At 53.6% G+C, this 16,858-nt stretch carries 13 protein-coding genes and 1 pseudogene; 12 read left to right on the top strand and 2 right to left on the bottom strand.

Annotated elements, in window-relative coordinates; genetic code table 11:
* The first annotated feature begins 56 nt into the window (after window positions 1-56).
* Both JMJ16_RS02115 and JMJ16_RS02120 read left to right on the top strand, forming a co-directional pair.
* Window positions 57-1,184 (top strand): annotated as a pseudogene (locus JMJ16_RS02115) (RNA-guided endonuclease InsQ/TnpB family protein).
* A 482-nt stretch (window positions 1,185-1,666) separates the two neighbouring features.
* A complete protein-coding gene (locus tag JMJ16_RS02120) occupies window positions 1,667-2,140 on the top strand; it encodes an HNH endonuclease (RefSeq protein WP_201378032.1) in 474 nt (157 codons plus the stop codon).
* A gap of 42 nt (window positions 2,141-2,182) precedes the next feature.
* On the opposite strand, the gene JMJ16_RS02125 is transcribed toward JMJ16_RS02120, so the two are convergent.
* Complete coding sequence (locus tag JMJ16_RS02125) at window positions 2,183-2,404, bottom strand: hypothetical protein (RefSeq protein WP_201378033.1); 222 nt, start codon at window positions 2,402-2,404, stop codon at window positions 2,183-2,185.
* Between the two features lie 406 nt (window positions 2,405-2,810).
* On the bottom strand, window positions 2,811-3,080 hold the full coding sequence (locus tag JMJ16_RS02130; protein WP_201378034.1) for a hypothetical protein: 270 nt from the start codon (window positions 3,078-3,080) through the stop codon (window positions 2,811-2,813).
* Between the two features lie 271 nt (window positions 3,081-3,351).
* Here JMJ16_RS02130 and JMJ16_RS02135 point away from each other — a divergent pair, with 271 nt between their 5' ends.
* The 10 genes from JMJ16_RS02135 to JMJ16_RS02175 all read left to right on the top strand — a co-directional run bounded on the left by JMJ16_RS02135 (window position 3,352) and on the right by JMJ16_RS02175 (window position 16,822).
* On the top strand, window positions 3,352-4,086 hold the full coding sequence (locus JMJ16_RS02135; protein WP_201378035.1) for a winged helix-turn-helix domain-containing protein: 735 nt from the start codon (window positions 3,352-3,354) through the stop codon (window positions 4,084-4,086).
* Entirely contained in the window at window positions 4,083-5,072 is a 990-nt protein-coding gene (locus JMJ16_RS53545; RefSeq protein ID WP_236601132.1) for a serine/threonine-protein kinase, read from the top strand. The genes JMJ16_RS02135 and JMJ16_RS53545 overlap by 4 nt, the downstream gene beginning before the upstream one ends.
* Window positions 4,967-8,590, top strand: a complete 3,624-nt coding sequence (locus tag JMJ16_RS02140; RefSeq protein ID WP_236601133.1) for an ATP-dependent Clp protease proteolytic subunit — start codon at window positions 4,967-4,969, stop codon at window positions 8,588-8,590. The genes JMJ16_RS53545 and JMJ16_RS02140 overlap by 106 nt, the downstream gene beginning before the upstream one ends.
* 84 nt (window positions 8,591-8,674) lie before the next feature.
* Window positions 8,675-10,042, top strand: coding sequence for a protein kinase (locus JMJ16_RS02145; RefSeq protein ID WP_201378039.1), 1,368 nt, complete (start codon window positions 8,675-8,677; stop codon window positions 10,040-10,042).
* 66 nt (window positions 10,043-10,108) lie between these two features.
* Complete coding sequence (locus JMJ16_RS02150) at window positions 10,109-10,918, top strand: PP2C family serine/threonine-protein phosphatase (RefSeq protein WP_201378041.1); 810 nt, start codon at window positions 10,109-10,111, stop codon at window positions 10,916-10,918.
* Window positions 10,918-11,052 (top strand): transposase, encoded by a 135-nt coding sequence (locus JMJ16_RS55810; RefSeq protein ID WP_201378044.1) that lies wholly within the window; start codon window positions 10,918-10,920, stop codon window positions 11,050-11,052. The genes JMJ16_RS02150 and JMJ16_RS55810 overlap by 1 nt, the downstream gene beginning before the upstream one ends.
* A 192-nt stretch (window positions 11,053-11,244) precedes the next feature.
* Window positions 11,245-12,891: a tetratricopeptide repeat protein gene (locus JMJ16_RS02160; protein ID WP_201378046.1), complete on the top strand. Its 1,647-nt coding sequence runs from the start codon at window positions 11,245-11,247 to the stop codon at window positions 12,889-12,891.
* Between the two features lie 370 nt (window positions 12,892-13,261).
* Window positions 13,262-14,203, top strand: coding sequence for an ADP-ribosylglycohydrolase family protein (locus tag JMJ16_RS02165; protein WP_201378048.1), 942 nt, complete (start codon window positions 13,262-13,264; stop codon window positions 14,201-14,203).
* A gap of 329 nt (window positions 14,204-14,532) precedes the next feature.
* Window positions 14,533-15,852 (top strand): RNA-guided endonuclease TnpB family protein, encoded by a 1,320-nt coding sequence (locus tag JMJ16_RS02170; RefSeq protein ID WP_201378050.1) that lies wholly within the window; start codon window positions 14,533-14,535, stop codon window positions 15,850-15,852.
* Window positions 15,853-16,012: 160 nt separating this feature from the next.
* Window positions 16,013-16,822, top strand: a complete 810-nt coding sequence (locus JMJ16_RS02175) for a WD40 repeat domain-containing protein (protein WP_236601134.1) — start codon at window positions 16,013-16,015, stop codon at window positions 16,820-16,822.
* The last annotated feature ends 36 nt before the right edge of the window (window positions 16,823-16,858 follow it).

Below are 16,858 nucleotides of genomic sequence, written 5' to 3' on the forward strand. Positions count from 1 at the left end.
ACAGCATATATTGCTGTATAATATAGCAGAGAAATGAAGAAAGGGCAAGGAACGCAATGCTGATCTACGAATACAAGCTGGATGGCACCCAACAGCAATATGCTGCCATTGATGAGGCGATTCGGGTTGTGCAATTTATTCGCAACAAGTGCCTACGCTTGTGGATGGATGAGCACGCTACCAAGAATGACTTGCAATGCAACTGTGCGGTCCTTGCCAAAGCATTCCCCTTTGCTTCTTCTCTCAATTCTCAGGCACGTCAAGCCAGTGCTGATCGGGCGTGGTCTGCCATTCAGCGTTTCTATGACAACTGCAAAGCCAAAAAACCAGGGAAGAAAGGATACCCGCGGTTTCAGAAAAACAACCGTTCCGTGGAGTATAAAACCACGGGGTGGAAATGAGAACCAGATGGGAAACATATCACCTTCACCGATGGATGTGGAATTGGCCGTCTTCGTTTGGTTGGCACACGTGATATTGCAACCTTCCCTGTGAAACACATCAAGCGTGTTCGTCTAGTAAGGCGTGCCGATGGGTACTATGTCCAGTTTGCAGTGCAAGCCGAACGAAACATTGAACATATCCCCACCGGAAAACAGGCTGGGATTGATGTTGGCTTAAAAGCATTCTCTACCGATTCTGAGGGCGTCACTGTTGAGAATCCCCGCCACTATCGCAAGGCCGAAAAACGTCTCAAACGCTTGCAGCGTCGTCTCTCCAAGAAGCAGAAAAAGAGTAAGAACCGCCGACGTGCTCGTCAAGCCGTCGCCAAAGCCCATTTAAAAGTTCAAAGGCAGCGTGAAGATTTTGCCAGAAAGCAGGCAAACGCGCTCGTCTCGTCTCACGACCTGATCGCCTTTGAAGACCTTCAGATCCGCAATATGGTCAGGAACCACCACCTTGCCAAGAGCATTCACGATGCTGGATGGGGACGTTTTCTCTTGTGGGTCAACTACTACGGCGCATTGCATAAGATCCCTGTCATTGCCGTATCCCCTCATTCTACCAGTCAGAACTGTTCCGCGTGTGGCACGCTTGTGAAGAAAAGTTTGAGCGTGCGTACACACATTTGTACTGATTGCGGAGTGGTGCTTGACAGGGACCATAATGCGGCTCTGAACATTTTGCAAAAGGCTCTCAGTACCATAGGGCATATGGAAACTGATGCACCTCTGAGTGCATAAAACGCTTCTGGACAGGAAGGCCGCTACTGGCTCTCAGTGGTGGGAGTCAGCACGTCGCCTGGGTGAAGGAAGAATCCCCCTGGATGTATCCGGGGGAGTGTCAAAAATGCTTTTCTGGCTACGTTGTGCATAGCACAACCACCTGCGCGAACCTTGTGCTCAGCACCTCAGCATCGCAGGTCCGCACGCACGAGGCCTGCAATTTTCCTCACCTTTTTCACTAGCAAACAGGGCCTCGCAAAAGCTATCCTTTGGCTCCTCTCGGCTCGAGAAGCAAAGGGCCATGGAAAAGCTGACTTTTGCGGGGGGCCTGGTAAGGATGTTCTTGAGGATTGTTTTTCCGTTTCCGATAGGATATGCTTCTAGAAAGCTCTTCATTGACCACTTTGTCAGAAGCAATAACCATGAAACCTGATTTCATGGTTATTGCTTCTGACAAAGTCATTATTTCTGACATACACAACATATATTAAGGAGGAAATATGAACATCTCTTTGCCGCTTCATCTCTCGTTACCTGTTCCACTCCTGGTGGTGATTGCAATACTCATCTTAGGTTTCGCTCTCTTACGACTCACAAGGCGAAAAAAACAGAACCACAGAATGCACGTAGCCAGACGGCATGGGCATGAACGAAGCCCCGAGTGGGCCAGAGTGGCAAAGGAGCACCGACTCCGCGAGCCTGCGTGTGTGGCCTGTGGCTATAGAGGCAAAGATCTGCAAGTCCATCATATCAAACCCTTCCACCTTCATCCTCATCTAGAGCTTGATCCACATAACCTGATTACGCTGTGTGAAGTCAGGGGCAGAGATCATCACCTGCTACTTGGTCACCTTGACGCGTGGAGCTCTTATAACGAACACATCCGGGACGATGTCAAGCGTTTTTACCGTAAGACCGCTGCACAGATTCGGGCTGACTTACACTGGCAGAAGAAGATGATGCAGAGGCCATGAGTATCACACCAGAGAGCGGGAGGCGGCTTCTGGTACCTGTCCCTACTCTTCACCGAGTCCTCCCCACGGGACATCCATCGTGACGACTCCCCCCGGCTTGATGTACGGAATCTTGATAGAGATGAAAAGCGTGTTGTAGGATACCAATGGAGAGGCAGCGAGGAGGAGCTCCCCTCGTTCCAGGGAACTGAAGACCCCTGCCCGGCTTTTGGGTAGACCCCTCACGGCTGATTGGGCGATGCGTGCAGGACCCCTCATACGCATCTGGGTTGATCCCTTGTACATGAATGGGTGCGCCGCATCGGCAGTTCCTTGCCTCTCCCACCAGAGCTTTGATCGCCGTTTTCCTCCTCCTGTTCGCGCCAACGTCATTACGCGCTGGTTTAAGGTTGAAATGACATCTTTTTTAAGAGAGAAAAGAGTGATCATTTTTTCGCTTCAATGGCACATCATTTCTCTGAGCATGCTTCTCACGCGCTGTCAAGGGAAAGCGGAGCGACCTTGATAGCGCGTGAGAAGCATGCTACACTCGCACAGCCATTGAGGCAAAACACCCTCAATCGACTCGGAATTTTACCGGCGCTGACACCTCCACATACTCTTCTTTTCCTGGCCAAGATCCCATACGCATCAGCCGTGAGGAGTCGTCACAAGAATGACGCTCTCAGGCCTATTCTAGACGCTCCTGAGGACGTTTCCATTTTTGGCGCAACGCATCGTTGACGGCAAAATTGACAGCAAAACGGTTGGACTGCTCCCACAAACCCAGACCAGAAAGATGGGGTATCGTGCGCCAGGGCAAAACCGGTAGGAAGGTGCTCTTCGCTCTCCCTGCCCGCCAGCGGCTGAGGCACAAATGGCGGATCATGAGCAGGTCTATGGGCCACAAGCCTTCGATTTGCTCGGGTTCGTTTTCAGCGTCAAAGGCCTGCCCAGGCATAGCCGCTTCGTTCATTGCAGAATGGTTCGGAGTGGCCACCTAAACACAGCAACATAACGGCGGAGCTCCGTTCTTTGTATTCCTCTCCGTGTTTTTTGCAACACAACCATCTAGCACATGCTTCGTTCCTCCAGAAAGTTCTGAAGCATGTTCATGGCATTTCCATCCCGTTTCCATCCTGTGACCATAGTCATAGACGTCTATGATAGACTACAGTAAAAAAGAGAAAGAAGCGAAAAGTCTTCTAAATCACAGATGAGGGAGAAGAGACGTGGACGTACTTTTGCCGTTTCTAGACATATCTGGACCCGATGGACAACAGTTTCAGATAGCATTGGAGAAAGACACGGTGACCATCGGGCGTTTCGAGCAATTCAATGATATCGCCCTCTCTCCCGATCCCCAGCAACTCATTACCCGCAAAGTGCATTGTACCCTTGAACATGATCTCTACGGTTGGTGGGTTATCGACAATGGCAGCGTCAACCGCACGTTTGTACGTCGTGGAAATGACGTGCAGGTGGTACAAGGCCGGGCCTTGCTCAGCGAAGGAGACAGCATTCGCATCCTGGGGACGTTAAGCGAGACGGGCGAGCCAGGCTACTGGGAACTGACCTTCAGCGATCCGCTGGGGACGCGTCCTTCGGGTCCACCACTGCAGGTCGCGTATCTGGAATACGATTGGATCCAGGCCCGACTCTATCGTATCGAGGGTTCCAGGCGACAGGAGATTCACGAGTTGCGGCCTCAGGAGCATAAATTGGTCCGCTATATGGCACAACGCAACCAGACCAATGGCCATGTCCCCGTGATGTGCTCGTATGAAGAACTGCTTGCCGCCGTGTGGGGAGAGGACGCGTACCACACCGAGGGGGACATCAATCACCTGATCTGGGAACTGCGCAAGAAGCTCGAACCCGATCCCAAAGCGCCGCGTTTTCTTGAGACGGTACGCGGGTTAGGCTATCGGCTGGTCACCTCACCCAGAGGGAGGGAGGAAGCATGAACAATCAGCGTTGGCTAGATCGCCTATGGCGTCGCAAACCTGATCAGCAGAGAACTACTCAGGCGCCCCAATCATCGCCATCCATGTCATTCCCTCAGTCTACGGACAAGGGCGACCAAACTTCCACTATGAGCGTCAGTGAACAGCGGGCTGCGCAAGCGTACCACGTGTCGCCACCAGGCGCTCCTGCTGTAGCAAAAGACGCCCAGGGAGCGGCCTGGCATGTCGGAGAGGAACTGCTCAATCAATACGAGGTGATGGGCCTCTTGGGTGAAGGTGGGATGGGTATGGTTTATAAGGTCCATCACCGGGGATGGAATATAGATTTGGCGGTTAAAAGTCCTCAGCCCGCTCTGTTTGCCCGAGCGGGCGGTAAAGAGAACTTCATCCGTGAAGCGGAGACCTGGGTCAATCTGCCCCTGCATCCTCACATCGTGAGTTGTTACTATGTGCGCACCGTAGATGAGATCCCACGCATCTTTGCCGAATATGTGGCAGGAGGGAACCTGGCAGACTGGATTCGCAGCCGTCGCCTTTATGAAGGGGGACATCTGCGAGCCATGGAGAGGATGCTTGACATCGCCATTCAGTTTGCCTGGGGACTGCATACCGCCCATGAACAGGGCCTGGTACACCAGGACATCAAACCTGCCAATGTGATGATGACGCCAGACGGAGTTGCCAAAGTCACCGATTTCGGTCTAGCGAAAGCACGTGCGCTAGCTGGTGAGCCAGAAGGAAGCAATGGAGGAAACGGTCAGCGTAGTATCCTGGTGAGTTCTCGCGGCATGACCCCAGCCTACTGCTCCCTTGAGCAGGCAGCAGGCAAAGCGCTGAGCTGCAGAACCGACATCTGGAGTTGGGGGTCTCACTACTCGAGATGTTTACAGGGGAAGTCACTTGGCGCAGCGGGGTACTGGCACGTGAGGTGCTCTCAAGCTATGAGCCCCAGGACACGGCCATTCCGCCACTCCCTGCTGAGCTAGTGACGTTGCTTGCCCGCTGCTTTGCGTCGCGGCCAGAGGACCGTCCAGCGACCATGCTGGAGGTAGCAACAACACTTCAGGAGATCTATGCCCACGAGATGGGGCGTGCCTATCCACGGGAAGCACCTCAAGCGGCCAAATTGCAAGCGGATAGCCTCAATAACCGTGCCCTCTCGCTCTACGATCTGGGGAAGATTGAGGAGGCAAAGCAAATCTGGGAGCAGGCATTGCAGATTGATCCACAGCATCTGGAGACAACGTATAATCGGGGGATCATACTCTGGCGGCAAGGAGAATTGACTGACGATAGATTGCTCCTTCAGCTTGAGACAGCACGCGCAAGCTGTCGCCATCGCTGGCAAGCAGATAGGATGCTTGCCCAGGTTCACCTGGAACAAGGAGCAGTCGATAAAGCGCTTCCATTGCTCAGAGAGGCCTCAAACCAAGCTCCTACAGAGAAAGAAGTCCAAAAGCTTTTTACATTGGCTCAGGCACAAATAAAAGACGCAATCAACTACCCCTATCCTCTTACTTTCCATGTTGATACTCATTTTGTAGCGATTTCATTGAGCCTGAGTGCCAATGGACACTGGCTGGCTGCTAGTAGCGGTAATGGCATCGTGCGCTTGTGGGAGGCAAGCAAAGGTCGCTGCATGCATACGTTGCAGAGCTATAGCGATAGAGTAGAGACCGCGTGTCTCAGCGCCGATGGACGCTGGCTCGCCTCTGGGAGTGAACATGGAACCGTGTGTCTATGGGAAGTGAACACGGGACGTCGCGTACATATCCTTCAAAGCCACACTGATAGAATAAACGCCATAAGTCTGAGTGCCGATGGGCACTGGCTCGTCTCGGGGAGCACTGATAAAACGATACGCTTGTGGGAAGTGAGTACCGGACGCTGTGTACACACAGTTGTGGGCCATACTGGCTCTGTGACTTCAGTGAGCCTGAGTGCCGATGGGCACTGGCTCGCCTCTGGCAGCGCTGATACAACGATACGCCTGTGGGAAGTGAGTACCGGACGCTGCCTGTATGTCTTTCAGGACCATACTACCGAGGTAACATCAGTAAGTTTGAGTGCCGATGGACGCTGGCTCGTCTCAGCAGATCGTCGTGCCGTACGTTTGTGGGAGGTGCACACTAGACGCTGTATACGCACATTCGAGGGCCATATAAGATCGGTAACGTCAGTAAGTTTGAGTGCCGATGGACGCTGGCTCGTCTCAACAGATCGTCGTGCCGTACGTTTGTGGGAGGTACACACTGGGCGTTGCCTGCGTACCTTGCAAGAGCATACCAGTAGAGCTGATTTGCTTCCCCCCTTGAGCCTGAGTGCCGATGGGAACTGGCTTGCCTCGGGTTCTCAGGAGGTTGTGTATCTGTGGAAGCTCAATGATTCTGATTTCAGTTGTACTTTCTATCCATCGCTCGCACGTTCTTATACAGATGTTGCACAGACTGAACACCATGCATCCCAACTGATAAAACAAGCTGAGCAAGCTTTGAGAGAGAAGCATTTTTCTGTAGCATTACATCTCTTGCGTCAATTGCGAGCATTACCTGGATGGGAACGCCATCCTGAAAGCAAGGAAGCATGGAATAAACTTTCAGATGTTTGCCTACGCAGCAGCCTCCATGCAAGTTGGTTAACCAGAACCTTCAATGAGAAAACAGACTCTGTACATCTAAGTGCGGATACCTGTCTGTTTGCCGCAGGCAACGCTGATAAAACGATACGCTTGTGGGAAGTGAGTACAGGGCGCTGTGTACGCACGTTTGTGAGCCACGATGATAGAGTAAAGACTGTGAGTCTGAGTGCCGATGGGCACTGGCTCGTCTCGGGGAGCGCTGATAAAACGATACGCTTGTGGGAAGTGAGTACCGGACGCTGTGTACGCATGTTTATGGGCCACGACGACGACGTCATTTTCGCAAGTCTCTATACTGATGGGCGCTGGCTCGTCTCGAGCAGCAGAGATAAGACCATGCGGCTGTGGGAGGTAAGCACAGGACGCTGTGTGCGTATCATTCAAGGACATTTTACTCAAGTGAGCATGAGTATTGATGGGTGCTGGCTCATCTCGAGTGGCAAGGGCGGGATTGTGTCCCTCTGGGAAATGAGCACGGGACGCTGTCTACGTACCTTTGAGGATCCAACAGGACTGGTAGATTCTGTGAGTCTGAGTACCGATGGTCGTTGGTTTGCCACTGCCAGTGGGGATCATGCTGTACACCTCTGGGAGGTAAGCACAGGGCGCTGTGTACGCACGTTTGTGGGCCATACCGGTCTCATTTATACCGTAAGGCTGAGTGCTGATGGGCGCTGGCTCGTCTCTGGCAGTATAGATAAGACCATGAGGCTCTGGGAGGTAAGCACAGGGCGCTGTGTACGCACCTTCGAGGGTCATGTGTTGTCAATGAGCATGAGTACCGATGGGCGCTGGCTCGTCTCTAGAAATGCAAAAAACATACAGTTGTGGGAACTCGACTGGGAACTCGAAGCCCATGCATCCGCCGATTGGGATGAAGGCGCTCGTCCCTATCTGGAGACCTTTCTTACTCAACATACGCCTTATGCAGCTGAACTTCCACAGGAACGCGAGCCGACGGAACAGGAGATCCAGCAAGCACTCACCCGCCAGGGCACACCCAGTTGGAACGAAGAAGATTTTCAAAGGTTGATCCAACAAATGCAATACGTCGGCTATGGCTGGCTGCGACCAGAAGGCGTGCTCAAGCAGCTTACCTCTATGGTACGTGAACGGCAAAGTCCATCACACCCTTTAAACGAAAAAGGAAAGAGAGATAACGATAAGCGTATGGTAGGGCAAGATCTTTTCTCGCAAAGTAACAAGACAAACGAACAAAGGCTACCTGATATGAAATGGACACCAACAGCGGATGAATTACAAAAGATCCTGAAACGTCAAAACCAGCAGATGCTAGAAGGTCCCTATAAGATCAACAATAATCATCTTCCCCCTCATTTAGCGCATAAGCGCATTATCTCTATTGACACTCCCATCGAGGAGACGACGGCACAGAGCGTGATAACTCAGTTATTCTACCTGCAAAATGTAGATGCGACCAGGGATATCCACCTGTACCTCAACTCACCCGGTGGCAATATCTATGCCGGACTGGCGATCTACGATGCCATACAATCGCTCCAGCCAGCGGTTGCCACCTATTGTCTCGGTCAGGCGCGTGGCTTCGCCGCACTCCTGCTCGCTGCAGGGAAAAAGGGTCAGCGATACGCACTGCCAACGAGCACAATTGGTCTGACCCAGGTCTCTATTGGAGACAATCCAGCTGATATCGAGATCACGGCTCGTGAGATATTACGCTTGCGCCGCCTCCTGATAGATCTCTTTGTCGAACATACCAGACAAAACGACGCGACGATTCGTGAGGATATGGATCGTGGAATCGCTCTATCGGCAAAAGATGCGATCACCTATGGCTTTGTTGATAGGGTTATTGACTCACTAGAAGAACCTGCAAAACCAGATTAAGAGCAGATTGTCATTTGAACAACTGATCCTGACCCTTCATAGAAGGATACACACGAGAGCACATGTAGAGAAGAGAGAGGATGTATGCCAGGGAAGCTTATCTTGACCATCACCTCCGGCCCGATGGAGGGCAAGACGTTTACCTTTGATGAACACGATACCTTGCTCTGCGGCCGCATGGGCGATTGCCACGTCTGCCTGCCAGATGACCGACAGATCTCGCGCCATCACTTTCTTCTGGAAGTCAACCCACCTGATGCTCGTATCCGCGACCTGGGTAGCCTGCATGGCACCTACATCAACGAGCAGAAATACGGGGGGCGCGAAAAGCACGAAACGCCCGAAGAAGGAGCGAGACGCGAGTACCCCCAGGTGGATCTGCACGATGGCGATGAAGTCAAAGTGGGAGCGACAGTGTTCCACGTCTATTTGGAAGCGGCGGCGGCAGGAGTAGAACCTGTGCGTTGCCAGCGCTGCGGCAACGAGGTCTCAGCCGAAGCCGGGGCCGCACAGCAGGGGGCATATGTCTGTGCGCGGTGCCGCCAGCAGGTCGAGCAGGACCCGCTCGCCTTGCTGATGGCCGTCCTTGATCGCGCATCACAGCGCGATCACAGGCAACAGGAGATTCAGATTGAAGATTACGAAATGGGCAAGCTGCTGGGCGCGGGCGGCATGGGTGCAGTCTATCTGGCCCAACACAAACACACGAGAGAACAGGCCGCCGTGAAAGTCATGCTCGCCAAGGTGCGCGTCTCGGATGATGCGCGCAGGCAGTTTCTGCGTGAAATCGAGACAACGCGCACCCTGCGCCACCCGCATATTGTCCGCTTTCTCGGCCATGGCGCGGAGGGGAGTCTCTTCTATTTCCTGCTGGAGTATTGTGCTGGGGGCAGCGTAGCCGATCTGATGAAACGGCGTGGCGGCCGGCTCACGCTGGAGGAAGCCAGGCCGATCATGCTCCAGGCCTTGCAAGGACTAGCCTATCTTCATGAGCAGGGCTTTGTGCATCGCGACCTCAAACCCCACAACTTGCTCCTCTCAGGCCAGGCAGGAGCGTGGGTGGCCAAGATTTCCGACCTGGGGCTGGCCAAGAACTTCGAGCAGGCGGGCCTGAGCGGCATGACGGCCACCGGCAGCTATGCTGGCTCCTTCCCCTTTATGCCTCGTGAGCAAGTGATCAATTTCAAGCGAGTGCAACCGGTCAGCGATGTGTGGGCAATGGGCGCGACCTGCTATACCATGCTCACGGGCACCTTTCCACGGACCCACCGGAGGGGGGAAGATCCGATGCTCGCCATCCTTCACGGGGAGATCGTACCCCTTCGCCAGCGTGATCCCCAGTTCCCCGTTCGTCTTGCCGAGGTGATTGACCGGGCGCTCGCCAGCAAAGAAGGGGAACGGTTCCGCCATGCGGGAGAGATGTACGAAGCCCTGGCGAAAGCGAGTGAGTAGCGCGAGAGGGACATACCACTTCCAGCAATGAGCGGCCCCGACCCGCGAGCGAAAGGAAGGTGAATCATGGGATCTCCTAAGCCCAAGCCAGTACCCTGGTCAGTCCAGGCGGCGTGTGTGAGCGATGTGGGTCGCCGCCGCAAGCAGCAGCAAGACCGATATTTGCTGGCCCCTGATCGCAAGCTCTTCATCGTCTCAGATGGAATGGGAGGACGCCAGGCCGGTGAAGTCGCCGCGCAAGCCGTGGTCACCGTCCTGCCTGCCCTGCTGGCGCGCGGTTTGGCACGAGTTCACGCCGCTGGAACCCAGGCACAGGAACGCGTCCTGCGTGAGAGCATCGTAGAACTGAGTCAGCACCTGCGGGCGGAGAGTACCGGACGTGTGGGGCTACACGGTCTGGGCGCGACCGTCATCGTGGCCTGGCTCTATGATGCGCAGGTGTCCCTGGCGCACCTGGGCGATAGCCGTCTCTATCTCTTCCGCGCTGATCGTCTCCTGCCGTTGACCGAGGATCACTCTGTGGTGACGCTCTTACGACAACGCGGAGAGATCACCCCGGAAGAGGAACGCACCCATCCAGCCAGTGGGCAACTCACCCGTTATGTGGGCATGGAAGGCGAGGTCACGCCTGTTGTCCAGACGCTACCGCTCCTCGCCGGAGATCGGCTCCTCCTATGTACTGATGGGCTCACCTCTCTGGTGCCCGACCAGCACATCGCTCAGATCTTGCGAACCTCCCCTCAAGCCGAGGCCGCTTGCCAGGCATTGGTGCATGCCGCAAATATGGCGGGGGGGAAGGACAACACTACCGCGCTTATCATCGATTGTATCGTGGACCACCATGGTTCACGACCCTCCCCAGGAGATGCAACGTAATGACAGGACTGACCCTCCCACCAAACAACGGATTCGTCGAGGGCCACATCAACAAGCTCAAGCCAGTAAAAAGGATGGGGAATGGACGAGCGGGCTTCCCTTTGCTCCGCAAGCGCGTTCTCCTCGCCTTGTAGAATGAGCGAACGTTTCATCATGAAAAGCTGTGCAATCCCTACGAGCAAGCGAGCTTCACGGAGGGTATGTAAGGGCCCAAATATGCATAGGTTTTGAGCTAAAACGTAGGAAATCGACGTCAATCCTAAGAATCGGCCATTGGTAATTGTGCCTACTGGTGACATCAGCAAAGGAAGGATCAGAACAGGATCATGGAGAAAAAATCGAATTGGATAGAGTCCCTTTTCGGTCACAAGCCCGCAAAGCAAGCCAATACCCCGCCACTTGCACCACCAGTGCTTGCCGAGGATGGCGTGCCTGCTGACTGGAAGGTTGGCGACTCTATCCTCAATGAGTTCGATGTGACAGGCATTATAGGTGAAGGCGGCATGGGTACCGTCTACAAAATCAACTATCACCCTTGGCTCTCCATCGATCTCATCGTCAAGAGCCCCAGGCCAGAGATTTTTGCCGGAGAAGGCGGCAAAGAGAACTTCATTCGTGAAGCAGAGACGTGGATGGGGCTGCGAGCACATCCTCACCTGGTCAGTTGCTATTTTGTACGCAGCCTGGGTGGCATTCCGCGTATTTTTGCCGCATATATCGATGGGGGAAGCCTTGCGGATTGGATTCGTCAGCGAAAATTGTACGAAGGTGGCCTGGAACAGATGCTGGACATCGCGATCCAATTTGCCTGGGGATTGCATGCGGCCCATGAACAGGGACTGGTCCATCAGGATGTCAAACCAGCCAATGTAATGCTCACTGCACAGGGGATTGCGAAAGTGACCGATTTTGGATTGGCGAGAGCGAGGGCAATGACTGGGAAGCAGGAGATAAAAGATAAACAAGCGCATCAAAGTATCCTCGTCAGTTCACGCGGGATGACTCCCGCCTACTGCTCACCAGAGCAGGTGGCGGGGCAGAAACTCAGCCGGAAGACGGATATCTGGAGCTGGGGGCTCTCCGTCCTCGAGATGTTCACGGGGGAGGTGACGTGGAGGATTGGTGCGGCAGCGCGAGAAGCACTAGCAGAGTATAAGGGACAAGATCCGGCTATTCCCATGATGCCCGCTGACCTCGTGGATTTGCTCACCAGGTGTTTCCAAATGCAACCAGAGAGACGCCCTGCTACGATGCTGGAAGTGGCAACGGAGTTGCAAGCGATCTATACGCGTGCGGTTGGACGCCCGTATTCCCGTGAAATGCCCGGAGCTGCTGAGCAAGATGTGGCCATCTTGGTGAACCGAGGGCTCTTCCTTGCCGAACTGGGGAGGCCAGAGGAGGCGCTGGCAGCCTATGAGCAGGCCATTTATCTGGATCCCAACCCCAACCATTCCAGTGCCTATTATTATCGAGGTCTTGCCCTCAGAAATCTAGGGCGACCAGAGGAGGCGCTGGTTTCCTTCGAGCAAGTCATTCGTCTGTATCCCAATTATGCTCTTGCCTATTACGGCCAGGGCCTTATACTTCAAGATCTAGGGCGGCTGGAGGAGGCACTGGCAGTCTATGAGCAGGCCATCCGTCTGGGCCCTAACAATGCCGATGTCTACCTTGATCAAGGTGTCGTACTCCAAGAGCTTGGACGGCTGGAGGAGGCACTGGCAGCCTATGAGCAGGCCATCCGTCTGGGCCCTAACAATGCCCGTGCCTATTATAACCATTATAATCAAGGCACCGTACTCCAAGCGCTTGGGCAGTTCAAGGAGGCGCTGGCAGCCTATGAGCGCGCTATCCGTTTGAATCCCAATGATGCCGATGCCTATTATAACCAGGGGAATGTACACCAAGAACTTGGACAGCTGGAGGAGGCGGAACAGGCTTTCCGAAAAGCACGAGCGCTTCGATCACAAAGCTGAAACGTTCCGGCGTTGCCCACAAGAACAAGAAGAGCATCGGGTAGCGGACCGTGCTGAGCAACGTAAACGGAACTGGAGGAGTGTAGATGGTATCCGGCAAGTTCATCATTGCAGTCGTGAGTGCTTTAGCTGCAATGGAAGAGACAAATCCTATCAGCAGGAGCCGACGGCGACTATAGGTTATGCCACGATCATCAAAAAAACACAAACCACTGTAAAATCTCTGCAATCCTTGCCATGAGGGTCTCAACCGACGGATGTGAGGGCACTGTCTGCAAGAAGACACGCGAACTGTTGCGCCGCGAATACCCTGCTGCTCCGGCGGATTGAGCGCAGATCACCTCTGAGTGAGAAGGAAAGGCAACCTCTTATGGAACTGATTGAACGCTATCGAGGCAGTCTTGTAGGGCTCGCAGTTGGCGATGCGCTCGGCACCTCCCTTGAATTCCTCCAACCAGGATCATTTACCCCAATTGATGACATGATCGGAGGGGGAGCCTTTCGCCTCAAGCCTGGTGAATGGACAGACGATACCTCCATGGCCCTTTGTCTGGCTGCCAGCCTGATCGAATCCAAAGGCTTCGATGCTAGCGACCAGATCGAGCGCTATCTCCGCTGGCGCGATCAGGGTTACATGGCGAGCAACGGGCAATGCTTTGACATTGGGGAAACGGTCGATGCGGCCCTACGAACGTTTCAAAAAACAGGTGATCCTCTTGCTGGGCCTTCGGGACAGTTCTCCGCAGGCAATGGGTCAATTATGCGACTGGCTCCGGTTTCTTTGTTCTATGCTTTCCATCCTCGTCTCGCTCTTGAAAAGTCAGAGGAGAGTTCTCGGACTACCCACCAGGCGAAGAGTGCTCTGGATGCCTGCCGCTATTTCGGCGGTCTTCTGGTGGGAGCCCTGCAAGGGGAGAGCAAAGAAACACTGCTCTCCCCTCTGTATAGTCCTCTTCCCACTTCCTGGAAGGATGCTCCACTGATCCCAGAAATAGCCGAAGTAGCCGCTGGCTCTTTCAAGTGGCGTAACCCGCCAGCGATCAAAGGTTCGGGTTATGTCAAAAAATCCCTGGAGGCTGCTTTGTGGGCTTTTTTTCACAGCGAGACCTTCCGCGAGGGGTGCTTGCTCGCGGTCAACCTGGGAGATGATGCTGACACCACGGGTGCGGTCTATGGACAGCTCGCAGGCGCCTTCTATGGGGAGAGAGGAATTCCGCAAGAGTGGCGGGCGCGCCTTGCGCAGCACCAACTGATGGAAGACCTGGCTGAACAGCTCTTCCATCTGGCGAGCAGCGGGCTGTTGGGGGAATAGAACAATTTGAGGGAACTCGCGCATTCCTAAATACAATCAACGAACTTTAACGAGCGAAACGCTTAAGCTCAAGAGTGGGTATTGCCAGGGAAATAGACCCATCCTTCACTAAATTGGCGACAGACCCACGCTTTCCGCTGCGCATAGCATTCTGAGGCTTTTCCATAGCGTTTTCGGTGAAAACGCCGCAGGATGCCCCTGCCCTTTCAGGCATGAGGAGGAATGCGGCGTTCCTTTGGAGGTGGCTTGGGCGGAATACGCCGTAGACATGCTTTCATCTGCTCATGTAGTATTGACAGGCAGATGAAAACTATGATATAATTCAGACTATGAAAACGGTACTAACAGCGAAACTCAAATTGAATACAACGCCCGAGCAATTCAAGGCTTTACGCTCTACACAACTGGCATATCGTGATGCTCTCAACTATGTGAGCCAGTACGCCTTTGCGAATGGCAAATTGAGTAATGCTATTCGTTTGCAAGATGCCACCTACGAAGAGATCCGCCTCCGTTTTCATCTCCCTTCGCAAATGGCCTGTTCTGTTCCTCGCCAAGTTGGAGCCTCGTATAAAGCCCTCTGGACAAAGGTGAAGAACAATGCTGCTCATCGTAAGGCAGGTAGCACTAAGAAACGGTATAAAGGGCTTGATCAGGCTCCTACGTTTCTCTCTCCCACGTTGACCTACCAGTATAAGAAAGACTACACGTTCAAGAAAGAGCAGCACGTGAGTCTTCTCACGCTCGATGGACGTATCGTTGTGCCCTATACTGGCTACAATAAGCATGTGGCATTGATCCAGCGTGGGACGGAGATTGGTGCATCGAAACTCTGGTATGACAAAGCCAAGAAGCAATTTTACCTCCTTGTCTCCCTGGAAGTGGAGACGGCTGATCCTACCCCAGAAACACACAAGCAGGTCGTTGGCGTGGATGTGGGGATGCGATACCTTGCCGTCACGGCGACAATGCAAGGCGATTGCACCTTCCATGCTGACATCTCTACGGTTGCCAAATCACACTACTCTGCACGACTGAGAAAGCGTCTGCAAAAGAAAGGCACTCGTTCTGCAACGAGAAGGCTCGTTGCCATCAGTGGACGAGAGAGACGGTTGAAAGCCAACGCCAATCATGTCGTGAGTAAACGGATTGTTACCCAATATTCTCAAAGCTTGATTGGACTGGAGCATCTGACAGATATTCGCGAGCAGACCAAACGACGGAAAGGCAAGCGAGCCAGTGCCAAACAGCGCAAAGCCAATCGTGCCTTTTCCAAATGGTCCTTTGCAGAGTTGCACAGTATGATCGCTTATAAAGCGCTCTTGCATCGAAGTATGGCGATCAAGGTGGATGCCAACTACACCTCGCAGGCCTGCCCCAAATGTGGGCATACCTGCAAAGAGAATCGTCCTCACAAGGGCTTGCTCTTTGTCTGTCAGAATTGTCAGTACACGCTCCATGCCGATCTGGTTGGTGCAAGAAACATTGCGATGCGAACGCTTCTTATCCGGCAAGACTGGATAGGAACGGGCCTCTTGTCAGTACGCCCTGATGTGTCGGACGATGAAGCCAAAGCAGCACGCCTGAAAAGGTATGCTGAATTGCGGTGGAGTTCAGACACAACTCCAAGCCCTCGGCTTTCGCCGTAGGGTACTGACAAAAGTACAAGACACGTTGAATCTTTGGGAGACGGCAACAGGGCGTTGCGTGCGCACGTTCTCAAAATGCAGTCAATGCGAATCTGTGGAGGCTGCAAGCCTCAGTGCCGATGGGCGCTTGCTCGCTTATGCAAGTTGCAAACCAGGGGGTATGATCTACCTTTCCGAGACGACAACTGGTCGTAGCCGTACGATACAGGGAACCGGGGTGATTCAACAGGTGAGCTTGAGTGCTGATGGTAGCAAGCTCCTCTTTGCGGGCAACCGTCGAAAATATAGAGATAAGCGCAAAGACTATACGGTATGGCTCATGGAAACAGCAACAGGTCTACGCCTCCGTCAATTCCAGGGACACACGGATTACGTGCAGTCGGTACATCTCAGCGCCGATGGATGCTGGGCACTTTCGGGAAGTTATGACAAAACGGTACGACTCTGGGAGGTAACGACTGGTCGCTGTCTGCATACATTGCAGATACCTGAAAGCGCTGAAGTACCTTCAGTATCTCTGAGTCTTGATAAACACTGGGTGGTTGCTTACAGTGTGAATACGAGTGAAGAGAATGCACTGAGCATCGGCCACAGTCACCTTTGGGAGTTGGACTGGGATCTGGAAGCCCATGATGCAATGGACTGGGATGAGGGCGCAACAAGCCACCTGGAGACATTTCTCTCTCTACGAGCCCTCTCTACAGAGACATCTGCTCAGGAGCACACGCTTTCTAAACCAGATCACCGCAGAATCCCGATCTGGAGTGATGAGGATTTCCAGGAACTTCTTCTCCAGTTACAATATGCCGACTACGGCTGGCTCCGGCCAGAAGGCGTACGACGCAAGCTGGTTGAGTTGGCGCAGGCAAGGGCACACTCACCAGAAGTCACGGAGAAGACAACGAATCTCCCTGGAAGCAAGCCAGAGATGAAAGGCGATGGGTCGCTGGATGCAAAGACGTGTGAGTAGCATTGTCCAGGGGATCAATGCTTGCATCTGGTTCTC

It is taken from the genome of Ktedonobacter sp. SOSP1-52 (assembly GCF_016587395.1).